Consider the following 17811-nt stretch of genomic DNA (forward strand, 5'->3'; position numbering starts at 1 on the left):
CGTCAAAAAAACAGGATGTTTTTTTGAGTGAAACTTTTGCATGGATGCAAAATCTGAACGACGGTTGAGAATGAATGATTTTTAAAGATAAGCAATCAAGCTGTCTGAATGATTTTAACTTTTTGAACATCTTATATATTTCATGTTATAATTGTAATATATAAAGTTCACCAAAGTTGGAGGTGCATAATGAAAAAGAGCATGTTTATAATATTTTTAATTTTATTTTCTACTTTATCTTTTACTCAAATTATATATAATATTTCTGAAAATGCTTATGTCGAAAATACAAAATATTTTAAATTTGTATATGAAAAAAGTTTATATGAAAAAGTTATAGAATTAGAAAAAGTTTCAGATAAATTATATGAAGATTATTCTAAATTCTATGATACAAACCCTGGATCAATCACCGTATATATATTTGATGATGTTGATTTTGTAAATTCTTTTGCCATTCCACCATTAAATGTAATTAGATTATATATAAATCCACCATATGCTAAATATGGATTATCTGGCAATGTAGAGAATTGGATGAGTTTTGTATTTTCTCATGAATTAAATCATATTTTTTATGGTAATACTTTAAATAATTATGTATCATGGATTCCTAATAATGTTATTAAAAAAACTTTGATGATGAATTGGAATCCTAGTTATTTACATGAGGGTTTATCTGTATATATGGAAAGTAAATACTATATGGGAAGATTTAAAAATGATATATTTAATATGTATTTAAAAGCTGAAATATTAAGCAATGAATATCCACGATATTCATTAGGTAGTGGTCCAGGAAAAGATGTATGGTCTCCAGCAGGGTTTAATTATATGTATGGTAGCATTATTACAAAAGAAATATCTGAAAAATATGGAGAAGATACTTTAAGAAAAATTATAAAAGATATAAATTCACATTTATTTTTTAGCGCAATAAGTAGTTCATTTGAAAGAATAACTAATGAGAAATGGAATGATTTTTTACTGTATATAAAAATAAAATATAAGAATGAATATTTGGATTTAATAAAAAAAGGATATGAAGATAATTATAATCCTATAAATGACACATATCATTTTACTTCAAACTTAAAAACAGATGGAAAATATTTATATTATTATAGAGATTCTCCTGGGAAAAGAAAAGGTATATATAGAAATGATGAATTGATTTTACCAGATATTTCTAAATTTGATGTATCTAATGACGGAAAAATTATATATCTTATATCGAATCAAAATGAAAAATATATAAACACTTTATATTTAAAATGTGATTGTCCAGTATCGGATACAATAATTGATAATAGAGTAATTAATTTTGCTTTTGTTGGAAATAATAAGGTTGTATATTCAAAAATAAAAGAAGGATTAACAGGAGTATTTTTAAAAGACTTAAATACCCGAAAAACAGAAAAATTATTAGATTATGGAAAATATACTATAAATGATTTTTATTATTATAATAATAAAATATATTTTTCTGGAATAATAAATAATCAGAATGACATATATTATATTGATTTAAATACCAAAAAGCTAATTCAGTTAACTAATGATAAATATATTGAGATGAATCTTTATGTAAAAGATAATAAAATATATTATACAGCTAATTATGAAGATCATATATTTAATATATATTCTTTGAATCTAAATAAAAGGGTATTAAATAAACTGACTAATCATGTTTTCGGAACATTTTATCCAGTAGTATTAAATGATGAGCTTTATTTTTTCTTCTATAATTCTACAGGATACCATTTATCAAAAATAAAAATAAATAATGGCATAAAAGAAAATATAAAATTATTTAATAATAGGGTTATTGTTAAAAATATAAGTTTAAAAACTTCTAAAAAAATAGAAAAATATTTTGAACCATTAAAATATAATTTTTTAGTTCCTTATGTAGAGAACAATGATATAGGTATATTATATTTATCTTTAAGCGAAGGCATTAATTACGGCATTGGAGGAGGTATTTTAACAGATTTTAATGAAATAAAACCTATATTTGGTTATTACTTAGATTATAATGGTATTCAAAATCTTTTTATTTTTAAATATGATAATAATACATTGTATTCTAACTTGAAATTTTCTAAAAACTTTGAATTTTATTTAAAAAATAAAAATTATCTTGACATAGAAGGGAATATAAAACTTGAGAATTTGAAGTTTGTGGATAAAGAATTCAAATTTAATTTGATGAAAAATTCTTATTCAATGGGATATCAAAATTATTATGACAGTAATATAATTCTTGGATACTTAAACGATAACTATTATATACAATATTCAACAGCTTTTGAGTTTTTCTCATTAAAAAATGAACCATATGTTTATTATGATACTAATGGAAATTTAATACCTGGTATAACCATATCAAAGAGGTTATGGTATCCGCATTATTTAGTTTTAGATGGCAAGTATGGTTTTGATGGAATTAATGGAAGTATAGATTATAATTATAATTTAAAAACGAAAAAATCAAATTTAAAATTTTCATTGAATATGGATTTAACAGCATTTTATTGGGCGAATTTCACATTACCTATAATAAAATAAGAGTTGCCTTTTGGCAACTCTATTATACTGGATAAACACTTTCATCATCAGAAAATTCTTCATTTTCTTCTACTAATTCAAAATCAACTTGTATTTCTTTTTCGTATTTCTTCTTAAGATAATTTTTTCCAACTTCACCAAATAGTATATAAGTTAATAAATCTTCATCTGTTTCAGCTAATGCACCAATTTCTTCTCTGGCCTTATCAATTTCAGGTTCTAATAAGTCTGCTGGTCTGCAAGTTATAGGTTTTTCATTACCTAAAGCTTTCTTTAATAAATCCTCATCTACAGGAGCAGGTGGTTTTCCATACATGCCTTTTAAATAATTTTTTACTTCCTTTGTAATAGTTTTATATCGTTCTTTATACATAACATTTAATACTGCTTGAACACCAACAATTTGACTGGTTGGTGTAACTAATGGTGGATAACCAAGATCTTTTCTAACCTTTGGTATCTCTTCTAAAACATCATCTAGCAAATGAAGCATTTTTTGATTTTTTAATTGCGATACAAGATTTGAAAACATACCACCAGGTATTTGAGCTTTTAAAATTCTTGAATCTATAGAAACCATTCGCATATCATCATCTTTGTGATTTTCTCTAATTTTCCAAAAATATCTTACTAAATCATATAATAAATCCGAATTTAAAGGATTATCTAAAGCATAATTAAATGGTTCAACTGCTGGTTGTGAACTTGCATTTGCAAAAGGACTAAGAGCAGTATCTATATAATCTATACCAGCATCTATAGCTGCTTGATATGCAATAGAAGCCATTCCGGCAGTATTATGAGAATGTAATTCAATTGGTACGTTAAACTTTTTCTTTAATTCTGAAACCAATTGATATGACATTTTTGGTGTTAACAATCCAGCCATATCTTTTATAACAATTGAATCTACACCTTTTTCTATTAATTCTTTAGCAAAATTTAAATAAAAATCAAGATTATGAACAGGACTTATAGTATAAGAAATAGAACCTTGAACATGAATATTTCTTTTTTTAGCTATTTCAATGCTTTTTTCAAGGTTTCTTATATCATTTAAAGCATCAAAAACTCTTATTATATTCATACCATAATCAGCAGTTTTATTTATAAAAAGTTCAACTACGTCATCTGCATAATTTCTATAACCAACTATATTTTGTCCTCTTAATAACATTTGTATTTGTGTATTTTTTAACTTTTTTCTTATTATTTTTAACCTTTCCCAAGGATCTTCGTTAAGATATCTAATACAAGAATCATATGTTGCTCCTCCCCAAACTTCCATAGAATGAAAACCTATTTTATCGAATTTATCTAAAACTGGCTCGAATTCTGCAGTTTTCATTCTAGTTGCTATTATGGATTGTTGCCCATCTCTTAAAGTGGTATCTACAAATTTTGTCATGTTTTCACCTCCATTATGATAATTAAAACATTCTTAGTTTAAAAATCAACAAATTTTTTATTAAGAAGTAGAGAAAAAAGAAGGTAAAAACATATAAGATATGTTTCAGTTTGTAAACAAACTCTATAATTAAAACAAAGTATTTTCAAAAATAATATTCACTCATACGGAAAATTCTAAATTCTCAAAATTGGAATCAAAATAAAACTCATTCAAACGCTCGATTGCTAATCTGAAAAAATGAAGAAAATTATAAAATAATGCTCTTCACCAAGTGAAAATTCTAAATCCTCAAAAATTCTCATTTTCGCAGGTCGTATCAAACTCACATCCATGTTCGGTTTCACTCAATTTTGCATCCATGCAAAATTGACCTGCTTCATTCGAATTTTCTCGGGAATTTCCAATGGTTCATCACATTATTTTTATAAATTTTCTTTTATGAGAACCAAATGATTTTCGAGTTTTCATTCGTTTTATTTTTGGATTAGGAAATATAGTTTTGGAATAGAAAAATTTAGTAGTAGAATAATAATAGAAGGTGGAAAAATGAGAATAGGAAATTATTTACCTTCACAAGATACAAGGAGTATGTATCTTGAATCTAAATTAAGAAGAATATTATTAAAAGCTATAAATAACAAAGATAATTCTTTGTTATTAAAAGTCGGTAATATAGATAATTTAATAAAATCTGGGAATATTGAGGAAGCCGAAAGGGAAATAAAAAATGCAGAAAAAAATGTTTTTTCAAAAGAACAGAATAAAAAAAGTGTAGTCAATATAAGACCACTACCAGAAAATACAAGAAATAGCTCAAAAAAGAATTATCAAATTCCAGAAAATATAGATGGGGAAGTTTATTTGCAAGATAGTTCGCCGGATTCAGCTGTGTCTTTCCAATATCCTATAGCAGTTCCTGAAAGTGCATCATTTTTATTTATAAATTCTCATGAAGGTGAACATGCAAGGGAAATAATAAAAGAAGCTATGCTTAAAGGAAAAATGGCTCAAGCATATGTAAGATATTTTACATCATATGATTCAGAAGGAAGATTAGTTTATACAGGTGGTGTAACCTGGGGGAAGATCGTGGATTCAAAGGTATGATTGGAGTGAAAAAGTGCAAAGTAAATTTTTCCAGAAATTTTTAATAGAAAATAAGAATATATTAGAGAAGTACGGGAAAATAATAGAAGTAAAAAGAAATGACATATTGCATTCTACAACTGAAGAATTAAAACAGGTTAGTATTATTTTAAAAGGTAAGTTAAAAGTAGTAAAATATACTTCTGAGGGTTATGAACAGGTATTGAAGTATTTAAATAAGAATGAAAGTTTTGGGGAAGGATTAATTTTTTCTGGAGAAAGTTATCCTTCATATATTGTAGCTGAAGAGGATTCAAAAGTTTTAGAAATATCGAGAAAAGGGGTTCTTGAACTATTTAGAGAAAATGAAGATTTTCTTGTGTTATATTTAAATGAAATATCAAAAAAATTATTGAATTTATCAAATGTTGTAGATATTTTGATTATAAAATCTATAAAAGAGAGAATAATAAAATATTTTTCTTTGTTATATAAACAGCAAAAATCTAATATTATATACTTTAAGTCAAAGCAGAAAATTGCAAATGATATTGGAAGTGTGAGAGAAGTTGTTTCGAGAAAAATTAAAGAACTTATAGATGAAAATATAATTGAAGAGATTGATAAAAATCATATAAAACTGATTAACTTAAAAATATTTGAATAAGATAAAAATAAAACCGTGAGTGAAATCACGGTTTTATTTTTTTAGATACTTTATAATTAAAGTATCAAAAAAGGAATGGGAGGTTGATTTATGAATACAGTGGTTTTGGTTATTATTGCTGTAATATTTTTAATTTGGTCATTTTTTAAAAGTAGAGAAAAAACAAAAGAAAGCTTAAAATTATCCAAGAATTTACTTGTCAAAACATTTGTAGAAATTATAGGAGTTATGGCATTAGTAGGGTTAGTTCTTGCTATATTGCCACCAGAGTTGATAAAACAACTACTTGGTAATTCAAATGAATTTTTAAGTACGGTATATGGTGCTATTATTGGTGCTTTAACGATAATTCCGGCATTTATAGCTTTTCCGTTATCAAAGTCTCTTTATCAAAGTGGTGCGAACTTAACTGCAATAGCAGCTTTTATTACTACATTAACTATGGTTGGTTTCGCAACAATGCCTATAGAAATAAAATATTTTGGTAAAAAATTTACATTACATAGATTATGGATAAGTTTTGTAGCGGCAATATTAATTGCTTCTGGAATGGCGGTGATTTTATGAATAAAATTATAAAATTAATAAAAAACAATAAATTAATATTTATAAGTATAGTTTTATATTCAATTGCTTTTTTTATAAAACCAGAAATATTTTTTAGAGGATTAGAAATGACAAAAGGATTTTTAATAGAAATGATTGAAGTTATGCCTCCTATATTAATAATATCTTCATTAATTACAGTTTGGGTACCTTCTGAAGTAATAATGAGAAACTTTGGTAAGGAATCTGGCATAAAAGGAAAGTTTTTATCAATTTTTACGGGTGCAATTTCAGCAGGACCAATATATGCAGCATTTCCTGTAGCACAAGCTTTGTTTTTAAAGGGAGCAAGTATTGCAAATTTAGTTATAATAATTAGTTCTTGGGCTGTAGTAAAAGTTGTTATGTTTATGGTTGAATCTAGTTTCTTAGGATTATCATTTGCTATTACAAGGTATGCATTGACAATTCCAGCAATTTTAATTATGGGATATATAATGGAAAAATTGGTAAGTAGAGAGGATATTATCGATGAAATAGAAGATAAAGATATAGTATATGAAAATGAAAAAGAGGTTTTGAGAGATTTACCAAATATGAATTGTGGAGCATGTGGATATCCTAATTGTAAAGCATTTGCTGAGGGTGTAATAAAGGGTGAAGTTACAATAGATGATTGTGTGATTAGAAGTAAAGCTAAAAAGTATGCATAATAAATGCCAACCTTAATGGTTGGCATTTTGTTTTAAAAGGTTTCACATTTTATTTTCCATTATGCTATACAAATATGTTATACTAAAATCGAGGTGATAGATATGGAATATATAGAATATATTTTTGTTTTACCAGAAAATTTAGAAGATGAAATAGAAACTTTTTTTGCTATGAATGAATTTCAAAATTATTATTTTGATAAACCTACTAAAGGTCAATCTGTTGTGAAAGTATATATAAATCCAAAACATCCAGAAAACGATATTGTAAAATATTTAAAAGAAAAATTGGAATTAGTTTCAAAACAAAATACAACAGAAGATGAGTGGTTAAAACCATGGCGAGAATCATTAAAACCATTTGAGTTTATTGAAAATATATGGATATTACCTGATCCGGAAAAAAGTTATGATGTTCCAGAAAATGTTAAAGTAATAAAAATAATTCCAGGAACTGCTTTTGGAACAGGACTTCATCCAACCACAAAATTAACTGCAAAGAATTTAGTTAAAATTATTAATAAAGGTGCAGATGTATTGGATGTTGGAACAGGAACTGGTATATTATCAATGATTGCTAAGTTATATGGAGCAGACAAACTTTTATCTCTTGATTATGATCCTTTAGCAGTAGAAAAAGCAAAAGAAACATTTAAATTAAATAATCTCACTATTGAAGTAAAACAATCTGATTTGTTATCTTCCGTTGATAAAAAAGAAAAATACGATATAATAATTGCAAATATTGTTGTTCCTATACTATTAAGATTATTAGATGATGACAAATTAGATGAAATTTTAAATGAAAATGGATATTTGATTTTATCAGGCATTAATAAAGAGAGAGAAGAAGAAATGATTAATAAGATTTTTGAAAAGGAATATAATATAATATCAAGAGAGGAAGATTCAGGATGGATATCACTTCTGTTACAAAAGAGGATTTAAAAATAATAGAAAAACAAATAGAAAGAAAACCGAATAAAATAATATCCATACCAAAAAGATGTTCTTTTGGAAAACCTGTTGTTATTAAAAGTTATCCGCTAAAAAATGGGAAACCATTTCCTACTTTGTATTGGTTAACCTGTCCTCATTTAATAAAAGAAGTTGGTAAACTTGAATCATTGGGTAAAATAAAAGAATGGGAAGAAGAAATAAAAGATAATGAAGAATTAAGAGAAAAATATTTAAAAGCTCATATTGAAGAACTCAAAGAACGAAATTCCATGATAAAAGAAGAAGAAGAGTGGATAAAAAAAAGATTGAAAAAAATAGGTATAGGTGGTATAAGTAATTTTGAAAGTATTAAATGTTTACATTTGCAATTAGCTTCTTTTTTGGGGGGGACAAAAAATCCTATCGGGGAAAGGGTGTGGAATAGCATTGAAAAGAAAGAATGTGAGAACTGCATCTGTTGTTTATTATAGAGATATAAGAACACATATTGTAATATTTATTCTTCTTTTCTTAGGAATATTGTCAATAATAAAATTACTTTTATTGGGAAATGTAAATGGTGCGATTAATTTAGGATTAAAGTATTTTGCATTGTTAGTTGCTCGTTTTGGTTTATATATAACAGCGCCTATAACAGATATGTCCATTTATTTATTTAGTTTTTTAAATGTTTTTGGAATAAATTCAATGTATATAGGTGATATATCTTTTTTTATATCTTTTTCTTTGATATTTTATGATATGCTTAGGGCCAGAAAATATATTTTTACAGATTCCTTGACAGGATTATTGAACAGAAGATATTACACGGAAATAATACCTAAAGTTATAAAATTAAAAGAATATATGAATAAAGAGTTTGGGATAATTGTGTTAGATTTAGATAATTTTAAACCTGTGAATGATAAATATGGTCATGAATCCGGGGATCATGTTTTGAAAAGAGTAGGAGAGATAATAAATAAACATGTTAGAAAATCGGATCTTGCAATTAGATATGGTGGAGATGAATTTGTTATTATAGTTAATTCAAATTCGCCAGAAATAATAGATGAGATAATAAAAAGAATAGATGAAAAAGTGAAAAAGGATTTAAAAATATACAATATTGGTATCTCTGCTGGGAAATACATAAAGACAAAAGACGAAAATATAGCTTTGGAAGAAATGTTTTCTAAAGCTGATATGAATATGTATGAAAATAAAAAGAGGAGAAAACATGCTCGATAGAAAGGTATTAAAAGATATTCCAAATGAACCAGGAGTATATATTTTTAAAGATAAGAATTCTAAACCTATTTATATAGGCAAAGCTAAAAAATTAAAAAACAGAATATCATCATATTTCAATAAATCTAATCAAGAAAAAAATGAAAAAGTTAGAAAAATTGTTGAAGATGCAGAATATTTAGATTATATAGTAGTTAGAAATGAAGATGAATCCCTTATATTAGAATCTAATTTGATATTTACTCATAAGCCAAAATATAATATATTATTAAAAGATACGAGAGTGTATCCATATATTGCTATAACAAAAGAAGAGTATCCGCAAATAAAATTAGTAAGAACTAAAAAAGGTGAAAAAGCAGAATTTTATGGACCGTATTCAAATGTGGGTATGGTGAGGAATATAATTGAAATTATCCAATGGGTATATAAAGTGAGAACATGTGAAAGAAAATTAGACAAGAAATCAAAACCATGTTTTTTATTTCATTTAGATAAATGTTTTGCTCCATGTTATGTTGATGTTGATAAAAAAGAATATAGAAAATCTGTGGGAAAAGTAAAAAGATTTTTGAAAGGTAATATTAAATCTATTAGAAAATATATAGAAGAAAGTATGCATCAATATGCTAAAATATTGAATTTTGAAAAAGCAGCACAATTGAGAAATATGCTTTTTAAATTAGATAGATTATTTATTCCAATAGGGGTGGAAATGGCACATCATAAAAATGTAGATATAATAGCAAAAGATGATGAATATCCAATAGTGGTATTATTAATAATTAGGCAGGGATATGTAATTTCAAAATTAACTTTTACCATTGATGAAGATATAAATGAATTTGTTCATCAGTATTATTTGATAAGAAAAAATATCATTCCAGATGAAATTTGGATAAAAGATTTTAATAATAATATAGAAGAAGAAATAATGAATTTTTTGTTTAAAAAGGGATTAAAAGAAATAAAAGACTTAAAGAGTGAAAGCGAAGAACTATATACAATAACGGTCAGAAATTTGAATGAAGAAGTAAAAAAGCAAACAGATTTAGGAAATACTTTAAAACAAGCTAAAGAAATATTATCTTTAAAGAAAATTCCATATAGAATAGAAGGAATAGATATTTCTCATTTACAAGGGATGTATACCGTTGCGTCTTTAATTACTTTTGAAAATGGAAAGCCTAAAAAAGAAGATTATAGAAGATACAGACTAGATGAATTCAAAGAGCCTAATGACTTTGACTCGATTAAAACAGTTATAAAAAAAAGATATACAAAACACCCTTTGCCAGATTTGTTATTTATAGATGGAGGTAAAGGACAGGTGAATTCTGCAGTTAAGGCATTAAATGAAATTGGATTTACACTTGATGATGTAGATGTTGTGGGGATAGCAAAAGAAGATGAAAGAATCGTTTTTCCTGGTGATATTGAAGATCTTCATTTACCCCTCGACCATCCAGTTTTAAGAATGCTTATTTTTATGAGAGATGAAACCCATAGGTTTGCTATTACATTTAATAGAAAATTAAGGGCAAAGAGATTTGAAAAATCTAAGTTAGATGATATTCCGGGTGTTGGCCCCAAAAGAAAAAAATTATTAATTAATCATTTTGGTTCCCTAAAGGGAATTTCTCAAGCAACAGTAAAAGAAATTAATGATGTTATAAAAAACGAAAAAATAGCTAAAAAAATAAAAGAATTTTTTGATTAGTGGTGAAAAAATGAAAAGAAATACATTAATTGGTTTGCTTTTATTGATTTTTATATGGTGGATAATATCATTAATGACAAATAATCCATTATTAATACCATTTCCACAAAATGTTTTTATGGAGATGATAAAGTTATTTGGTGAAAGTAGCTTTTATGCCGATTTAGGGAATACAATTTTAAAAATCATATTCGGTTTTTTTATATCTATATTAATAGGGATTCCAATTGGAATATTATCGGGATTGAGTAATGTATTTTTTGAAATTTTTAGACCATTTTTAATGATTATACAAAGTTCTCCTGTGGTTTCATATATAGCTATAGCAATGCTTTGGTTTGGGATAGGTTTTTATACTCCAGTCTTTGTAGCTTTTATGGTTATATTTCCAGTAATAGTATTAAATATTTCAGAAGGTATAAAGTCTACGGATAAAAAATTATTGGAAATGGCTAAAGTTTTTAAATTAGATAAAAAAAAGATTCTTTTAAAAATTTACTTTCCTTCCTTAATTCCTTTCTTAAAATCTACATTGAATATGATATCAGGTAGCTTATGGAAATCTGTTGTTGTTGGTGAGTTTCTTGCAGGTGACAGAGGTCTTGGAGTCAGTCTTTCTTTTAGTAAAATAGCCTTAAATACGAATAGAGTTTTTGCATATACTTTGATCTTAGCTTTTTTAGGTATGGCCTCAGAAAAAATTATTAAATACATATCAAAAGCAAAAAAAAGGAATAAGAAATTTTCTAATGAACCCCCTCGCTTAGTTAAAGAATATTCAAAGAAAAATTCAAGAAATGTTATAATAAAAAAATTGAACAAAAAATTTGGAAATGATGTCATATTATCTGGTTTTGATATTATTTTCGAGAAAAACAAAATAAATGTATTGCTTGGAGAATCTGGAATAGGAAAAACAACAATTTTAAATATATTATCAGGAATATTAAAACCAGAAAGTGGAGAAATTTTTATAGAAGGAAAAATAGGATATATTTTCCAGGATGATATATTAATTCCATGGTTAACCGTTTATGAAAATATAAAAATAGTTAATGAAAATATTGATTTTCAATTATTAGAAAAATATATAAGTATATTAAACCTTGAAAAAGAAATTTTAAATAAATATCCGGATGAATTATCAGGTGGTATGAAAAAAAGAGTAAATATATTGAGAGCTATAGTTTATAATCCAGATATTATTTTTATGGATGAAGCATTTTCTTCATTAGACATTTCTAATAAATATAAAATAATAAAGGAATTTATAAAAATACAGAAAAATGAAAGATATACTGTTATAATGGTAACTCATGATCCATTTGAAGTATCAAATTTAGGCGAAAACGTATTTTTGTTAGAAGGGAAACCATTAAAAATAAAAAGGAAATTTAAATTTAATAATATTTTTGAGAGAAACATTGAAGATAATCATAAAATTCTTTATAAAATCAACAAAATATTGTTAGATTAATTTAAAATAATTCTAAGGAAATTCTAAGGAAGAAGAGTAAAAATTTTTATGAAATAAAGAATACAATAGTGGAGGTGGTAGTGATGAAAAAAATTGTTATTGCTATGACAGCAGTATTATTAATGGTAGTTTCCTCATTTGCATTTGTAAATCCAAATTATGTTTCACCAGTGGTAAATGTTGTAAAGGAGGCAGCACCGGCAGTTGTTAATATAGAAGCAGTAGGACACAAACAAGCTTCTGTAGATCCTTTTTTTGAAGATTTTTATAAAAGATTTTTTGGTGAATCACCATGGACTCAAGATAGAGAATTCAAAGCATTAGGTACAGGATTTATATTTGATAAAAGAGGATATATATTGACAAATTATCATGTTGTTGAAAATGCAGATGAAATAACTGTAACAACATTAGAAGGAAAGAAATATAAGGCAAAATATGTTGGTGGAGACAGTGATCTTGATATAGCTGTTTTACAGGTTAATACAAAAGATGAATTACCTGTAATAGAATTAGGAGATTCTGATAATATTCAAATTGGTGAATGGGCAATTGCAATAGGAAATCCTTTAGGATTCAAACATACAGTTACATTAGGTGTTGTAAGTGCTGTACATAGAAAAATACCAAAACCAGATGGGAATGGTGCTTATGCAGATTTAATTCAAACAGATGCAGCAATCAACCCTGGAAATAGTGGAGGTCCATTGTTAAATATTCATGCTCAGGTAATAGGTATAAATACTGCTATAGTAAATCCAACACAAGGTCAAAATTTAGGTTTTGCAATTCCAATTAATTTTGCAAAAAGATTTGCCGAATCTTTAATAAACACTGGAAAAGTATCAAAAGCATACTTAGGAGTTTATATACAAAATGTAACAGAATCTCTTGCAAAAACATTTGGTTTAAAAGTAACAAAAGGTGCATTTGTTAGTGATATTGAAAAGGGTTCACCTGCAGATAAAGCTGGAATAAAACCTGGTGATGTTATTGTAAAAATAGATAATAAAGAAATAGATAGTGCTGATGAACTTGTATATATTGTAAAAACTTATCCAGCAGGACAAAGCATTAATGTTGTTGTAAATAGAAAAGGAAAAGAAATTACATATACAGTTACATTAGCAGAAAGAGAAGAATTTGCAAAGGCTACAGAAAATTATTACTTAGGATTAAAGGTTAGAGATTTAACACCAGAAGATATAAATGAATTAAAATTACCAAAAGATATGTATGGTGTTAGAGTAGAAGATGTTAAAGAAGGATCAGAGGCTCAATATGTAAATATTAAAAAAGGCGATATAATAATGGAAATGTATGTAAATGGCAAAGGTGAAAAAATGAGATCTGTAAAAGATTTCCAAAAATTAGCTTCAAAGATTAAAAAAGGTGATTATGTAGGATTTATTATTTATAGAGATGGTTATAGAGCATCTGTATATTTTACTTATATGGGTAGATAATAAATGTTCAAATCCCCCATCATTTTGATGGGGGATTTTTTATGATATAATATATATAATTAGGTATACTAATTATATAATTTTGAAAAGGGGGAACTATAATGGATATTACTAGTCATGTTGAAAAAATTAAGAATGAAATTATAGAAGCATCTAAAAAGTTCATATCAATAAATTCTGTAAATCCGCGTGCAGGGGGACCTGGTGAAAAAGAAGTTGCCGAATGGTTAGAATCATTTTTAAAAACTCTTAAATTTGATGAAATAAAAAGATATGATGCACCTGATGATGCTGTTGAATACGGTTTTAGACCTAACATTGTTGCAATATATAATGGAACAAATCCAGAAAGAACAGTATGGTTTATAACCCATATGGATAAAGTACCAGAAGGTGATTTATCATTATGGGATCACGACCCATTTGATCCTGTAATAAAAGATGGGAAAATATATGGTAGGGGCTCAGAGGATAATGGAAGTTCATTAATTGCAACATTATTTGGAGTAAAAACATTAATGGATTTAAATATTAGGCCAAAAAATAATATTGGTTTAGTTTTTGTTTCAGATGAAGAAACAGGTAGCGAATATGGAATAAAATACTTATTAAAACAAAATATTTTTTCTAAAGATGATTGGTATTATGTTCCAGATTCTGGAAATCCAGAAGGTTCATTTATAGAAATAGCTGAAAAATCCATATTATGGTTAAAAATAGTAACAGAAGGGAAACAAGCACATGCAGCTACACCGAATGTTGCAAAAAATGCTCATAGAGCTGCAATATATTTTGCAAAAGAATTAGATGAATTTTTACATGAAAAATATAATGCAGTAGATAATATGTTTGGAAGAGTACCTACATCAACATTTGAACCCACAAAAAAAGAACATAATGTTGATAATGTTAATACAATTCCTGGAACAGATGTGTTATACTTTGATTGTAGGGTGTTACCTCAATATGATTTGAATGAGATATTAAATGATGTCAATAAAATAAAAGAAAAATATGAAAAAAAATTTGGAGTAGAAATAAATATAGAAGTTCCACAAATGGAAGTTGCACCAGAACCAACACCAAAGGATCATCCTATGGTTTTAAAATTAAAAGAATGTATAGAGTTTTTAAGATCCATTAAAACTTTTGTGGGTGGAATTGGTGGTGGAACATGCGCTGCAATTTTGAGACATGAGGGATTTCCTGCTGTAGTTTGGGGAACAATGGATCATATGGCTCATCAACCAAATGAATATATAAAAATTGAACATTTAATTGAAGATACAAAAGTTTATGCACATTTAATATCTAAATTGTGAGGTGGAAAAGTGAAAACATTGATATTATACGGATTTGGAATTGGGGTTATAGATATTAGAAGTATTAAAAAAGTTAGAAAACAATATGAAAAAGTTATAGTTTATGTTTCCAAATCTCCTCAAGGTAAAGCAAAAGAGATGATTGAAGAATTGGATGGAGTTGAAATAATAGAAACTTTAAATTTCTACAAAGAGGCTAAGAAAAGGGCAAAAGAAATACAAGAAAGTGATTTAAAAGATTTAGGAGATTTTGGTGATAGGGCAATGATGAGGGATCCATGTTAGATAACATTAGTTTAATATTATTAGAAAGAGTTTCTCTAATATTAGTAATAACCTATATAATTTTTCAGACATATTTTATAAAAAGAATTTTTGGCAAAACATTAGTTGCCAAAAATAGAGTTGTATTAGGTATTATTGGGGGATTTTTAGGGATTCTTGGGACAGTTTTTGGAATTAAATATAATGGAGCTATTGTTAATTATAGGGATATAGGGGTTATTTTATCAGGTATGATAGGTGGAATTCCTGCAGGTATTATTGCGGCAGGGATTTCAGCAACATTCAGAGTTTTTATGGGAGGAGCAACTGCTATACCTTGCTTCTTTGGAACATTAAGTGCAGGTATTATTAGTGGAGCTATTTCACAATATTATGGAAGACAACATTTTACTTTTTTTAGAACATTATTTTATACAACTATAATTGAAATTTTTCATTTAACTTATGTTTTGGTTATGGTAAAACCATTTTCTTATGCATATGATATAACTTTCAATATATTATTTCCTATGGTGATTACTAATGCTCTTGGAGTATCTTTTCTAAATTATATGATAAAAAATATGGAGGAAAAATTAGAGCTAACAGCTGAAAATACTATGAATTCTATATTTGTTATTATGGAAAAAAGTTTAAATGCTATAGAAAAGGGGTTTAATGAGGAAAGTTCAAAAATAATAGCTGAAACCATATTAAATAATACAGATTTTGAAGCTGTAGCTATAACAGATAAAGAAAAAATTTTGTCTCATGTTGGTATAGGGAGTGATCATCATATTGCAGGTATGAATATAAAAACTGCGGCAACAAAGAAAGTAATAAATAGTGGCCAAGGATTAAAAATTGTTGGAAAAAATGGTATTAGTTGTCCCGTAAATGACTGTCCACTTTTTTCTGCAGTAATTATTCCGTTAACAAGTTTAAATGATGAATTAATTGGAACATTAAAATTATATTATTCTAAAAAAAATGAGATAAAAAACTCTGATATAATTTTTGGTAAAAAGTTAGCCCAAACATTATCTTTGATTATATCTATTGCTAAAATGAATGAAGAACTAAAATTAGCAACTGAAGAAAAGTTAAGAGAATTAATGTCTAATTTAAGTCCTCATTTTCTGTTTAATACGTTGAATGCTATAAAATACATTTCAAAAAAAGAACCAGAAAAAATAAATAAATTTATAGATAATATATCTGACTTGTTAAGATATACATTATATGAAAATAATAGATTTGTTTTATTAAAAGAAGAAATAGAATTTACAGTAAATTATTTGGAATTAATGAGTTTAAGGTATAAAGATAAGTTAAATTATGAAATTATTTATGATAAAAAGGAAGACAATGTTTTAATACCCCCTTTTATATTACAACCTCTTGTAGAAAATTCTATAAAACATGGGATGAATGAAGATAAACTTTTAATAAAAATAAAAATAGAAAATATAGATGATTATACAAAAATTATTGTTGAAGATAATGGTAAAGGATTTAAGAAACAAAATAAAAAAGGAAAAGGTCTTGAATTAATAAAAAATAGATTAAATTCAATATATAATAATGATTATGAGTTTTCTATTAAAAATGGATTATTTGGAGGGACAGTTATAGAAATAAAGTTTAGAAATAATATAAAAGTTGGTGAATATGTATGATTAAGGTAGCCATTATAGATGATGAATATTATGCAAGAGAAAGTTTAAAAGATTTAATTGAAGAAATGACATCATTTGAAATAATAGGATGTTTTGAAAGTGTAGAGGATTTTTTTAAAAATAAAAAAAAGAATGATCCTGATGTTGTATTTTTAGATATAGAATTACCTAAAACAAATGGTATAAAAGCTTCAAAATACCTTGATAAATACGAAATAGTTTTTGTTACAGCATATTCAGAATATGCTGTAGACGCATTTGAAATAAATGCTGTAGATTATCTAACAAAACCTGTATCGGAAATTAGATTTATTGAAACTGTAAATAGAATAGAAGCCAAATTAAATAGTAAAAAAAGAATAAATAGAATAGCTGTTGATTATAATAATGAAATAATATTTTTAGATTTTGATGAAATTTATTATTTTGAATATTTTAATAAAAGTATATTGGTTATTACAAAGGATAATGAATATATTTTAAAACATTATAAAAATATAGGAAAATTAGAAAAAGATTTACCTTTAAATTTTTTAAGAATTCATAAATCATATATAGTTAATCTTGATTATATAGAAAAATTTATAAAAGATCCTATTTCCCTACAAATGAAAAATGAGAAAATTTTACCAATAGGTAAAACACATTTAAGGGAAGTAAAAAAAATATTAAAAATATAAAATTTTGTCAAGAAAA

The 17811-nt window shown here is 26.0% G+C and carries 16 protein-coding genes; 15 read left to right on the top strand and 1 reads right to left on the bottom strand.

Annotated elements, in window-relative coordinates:
• Positions 1-189 precede the first annotated feature (189 nt).
• Positions 190-2574, top strand: a complete 2385-nt coding sequence (locus tag ACZ5CK_RS01365) for a TolB family protein (RefSeq protein WP_464582119.1) — start codon at positions 190-192, stop codon at positions 2572-2574.
• Positions 2575-2596: 22 nt separating this feature from the next.
• Here the strand turns inward: ACZ5CK_RS01365 and ACZ5CK_RS01370 are convergent, their stop codons facing one another.
• Positions 2597-3982 carry a pyruvate carboxylase subunit B gene (locus tag ACZ5CK_RS01370; RefSeq protein ID WP_464582120.1) on the bottom strand — a complete coding sequence of 462 codons (1386 nt, stop codon included), beginning with the start codon at positions 3980-3982 and terminating at the stop codon, positions 2597-2599.
• Between the two features lie 549 nt (positions 3983-4531).
• Here ACZ5CK_RS01370 and ACZ5CK_RS01375 point away from each other — a divergent pair.
• The 14 genes from ACZ5CK_RS01375 (at position 4532) to ACZ5CK_RS01440 (ending at position 17795) form a co-directional block, all read left to right on the top strand.
• Entirely contained in the window at positions 4532-5092 is a 561-nt protein-coding gene (locus tag ACZ5CK_RS01375; protein WP_464582121.1) for a hypothetical protein, read from the top strand.
• A gap of 13 nt (positions 5093-5105) precedes the next feature.
• Positions 5106-5738, top strand: a complete 633-nt coding sequence (locus ACZ5CK_RS01380; protein WP_464582122.1) for a Crp/Fnr family transcriptional regulator — start codon at positions 5106-5108, stop codon at positions 5736-5738.
• Between the two features lie 90 nt (positions 5739-5828).
• The gene (locus ACZ5CK_RS01385; protein WP_464582123.1) at positions 5829-6305 is read left to right on the top strand and encodes a permease; all 477 of its coding nucleotides are present in this window, start codon (positions 5829-5831) and stop codon (positions 6303-6305) included.
• Positions 6302-6997: a permease gene (locus ACZ5CK_RS01390; protein ID WP_464582124.1), complete on the top strand. Its 696-nt coding sequence runs from the start codon at positions 6302-6304 to the stop codon at positions 6995-6997. The genes ACZ5CK_RS01385 and ACZ5CK_RS01390 overlap by 4 nt, the downstream gene beginning before the upstream one ends.
• A gap of 102 nt (positions 6998-7099) precedes the next feature.
• On the top strand, positions 7100-7945 hold the full coding sequence (locus ACZ5CK_RS01395; protein WP_464582125.1) for a 50S ribosomal protein L11 methyltransferase: 846 nt from the start codon (positions 7100-7102) through the stop codon (positions 7943-7945).
• Entirely contained in the window at positions 7912-8427 is a 516-nt protein-coding gene (locus ACZ5CK_RS01400; RefSeq protein WP_464582126.1) for a DUF501 domain-containing protein, read from the top strand. The genes ACZ5CK_RS01395 and ACZ5CK_RS01400 overlap by 34 nt, the downstream gene beginning before the upstream one ends.
• On the top strand, positions 8384-9187 hold the full coding sequence (locus ACZ5CK_RS01405) for a GGDEF domain-containing protein (RefSeq protein WP_464582127.1): 804 nt from the start codon (positions 8384-8386) through the stop codon (positions 9185-9187). The genes ACZ5CK_RS01400 and ACZ5CK_RS01405 overlap by 44 nt, the downstream gene beginning before the upstream one ends.
• Positions 9177-10907, top strand: a complete 1731-nt coding sequence (gene uvrC / locus ACZ5CK_RS01410) for an excinuclease ABC subunit UvrC (protein WP_464582128.1) — start codon at positions 9177-9179, stop codon at positions 10905-10907. Before ACZ5CK_RS01405 ends, uvrC begins: the two co-directional genes overlap by 11 nt.
• Before the next feature lie 10 nt (positions 10908-10917).
• Positions 10918-12384 (top strand): ATP-binding cassette domain-containing protein, encoded by a 1467-nt coding sequence (locus tag ACZ5CK_RS01415; protein WP_464582129.1) that lies wholly within the window; start codon positions 10918-10920, stop codon positions 12382-12384.
• An 83-nt stretch (positions 12385-12467) separates the two neighbouring features.
• A complete protein-coding gene (locus ACZ5CK_RS01420) occupies positions 12468-13850 on the top strand; it encodes a DegQ family serine endoprotease (protein WP_464582130.1) in 1383 nt (460 codons plus the stop codon).
• 101 nt (positions 13851-13951) lie between these two features.
• Complete coding sequence (locus ACZ5CK_RS01425) at positions 13952-15172, top strand: M20 family metallo-hydrolase (RefSeq protein ID WP_464582131.1); 1221 nt, start codon at positions 13952-13954, stop codon at positions 15170-15172.
• Between the two features lie 9 nt (positions 15173-15181).
• Complete coding sequence (locus ACZ5CK_RS01430; protein ID WP_464582132.1) at positions 15182-15457, top strand: hypothetical protein; 276 nt, start codon at positions 15182-15184, stop codon at positions 15455-15457.
• Entirely contained in the window at positions 15451-17115 is a 1665-nt protein-coding gene (locus ACZ5CK_RS01435) for a LytS/YhcK type 5TM receptor domain-containing protein (RefSeq protein ID WP_464582133.1), read from the top strand. The genes ACZ5CK_RS01430 and ACZ5CK_RS01435 overlap by 7 nt, the downstream gene beginning before the upstream one ends.
• Positions 17112-17795 carry a LytR/AlgR family response regulator transcription factor gene (locus ACZ5CK_RS01440; protein WP_464582134.1) on the top strand — a complete coding sequence of 228 codons (684 nt, stop codon included), beginning with the start codon at positions 17112-17114 and terminating at the stop codon, positions 17793-17795. Before ACZ5CK_RS01435 ends, ACZ5CK_RS01440 begins: the two co-directional genes overlap by 4 nt.
• The last annotated feature ends 16 nt before the right edge of the window (positions 17796-17811 follow it).

Source organism: Marinitoga okinawensis (assembly GCF_055387075.1).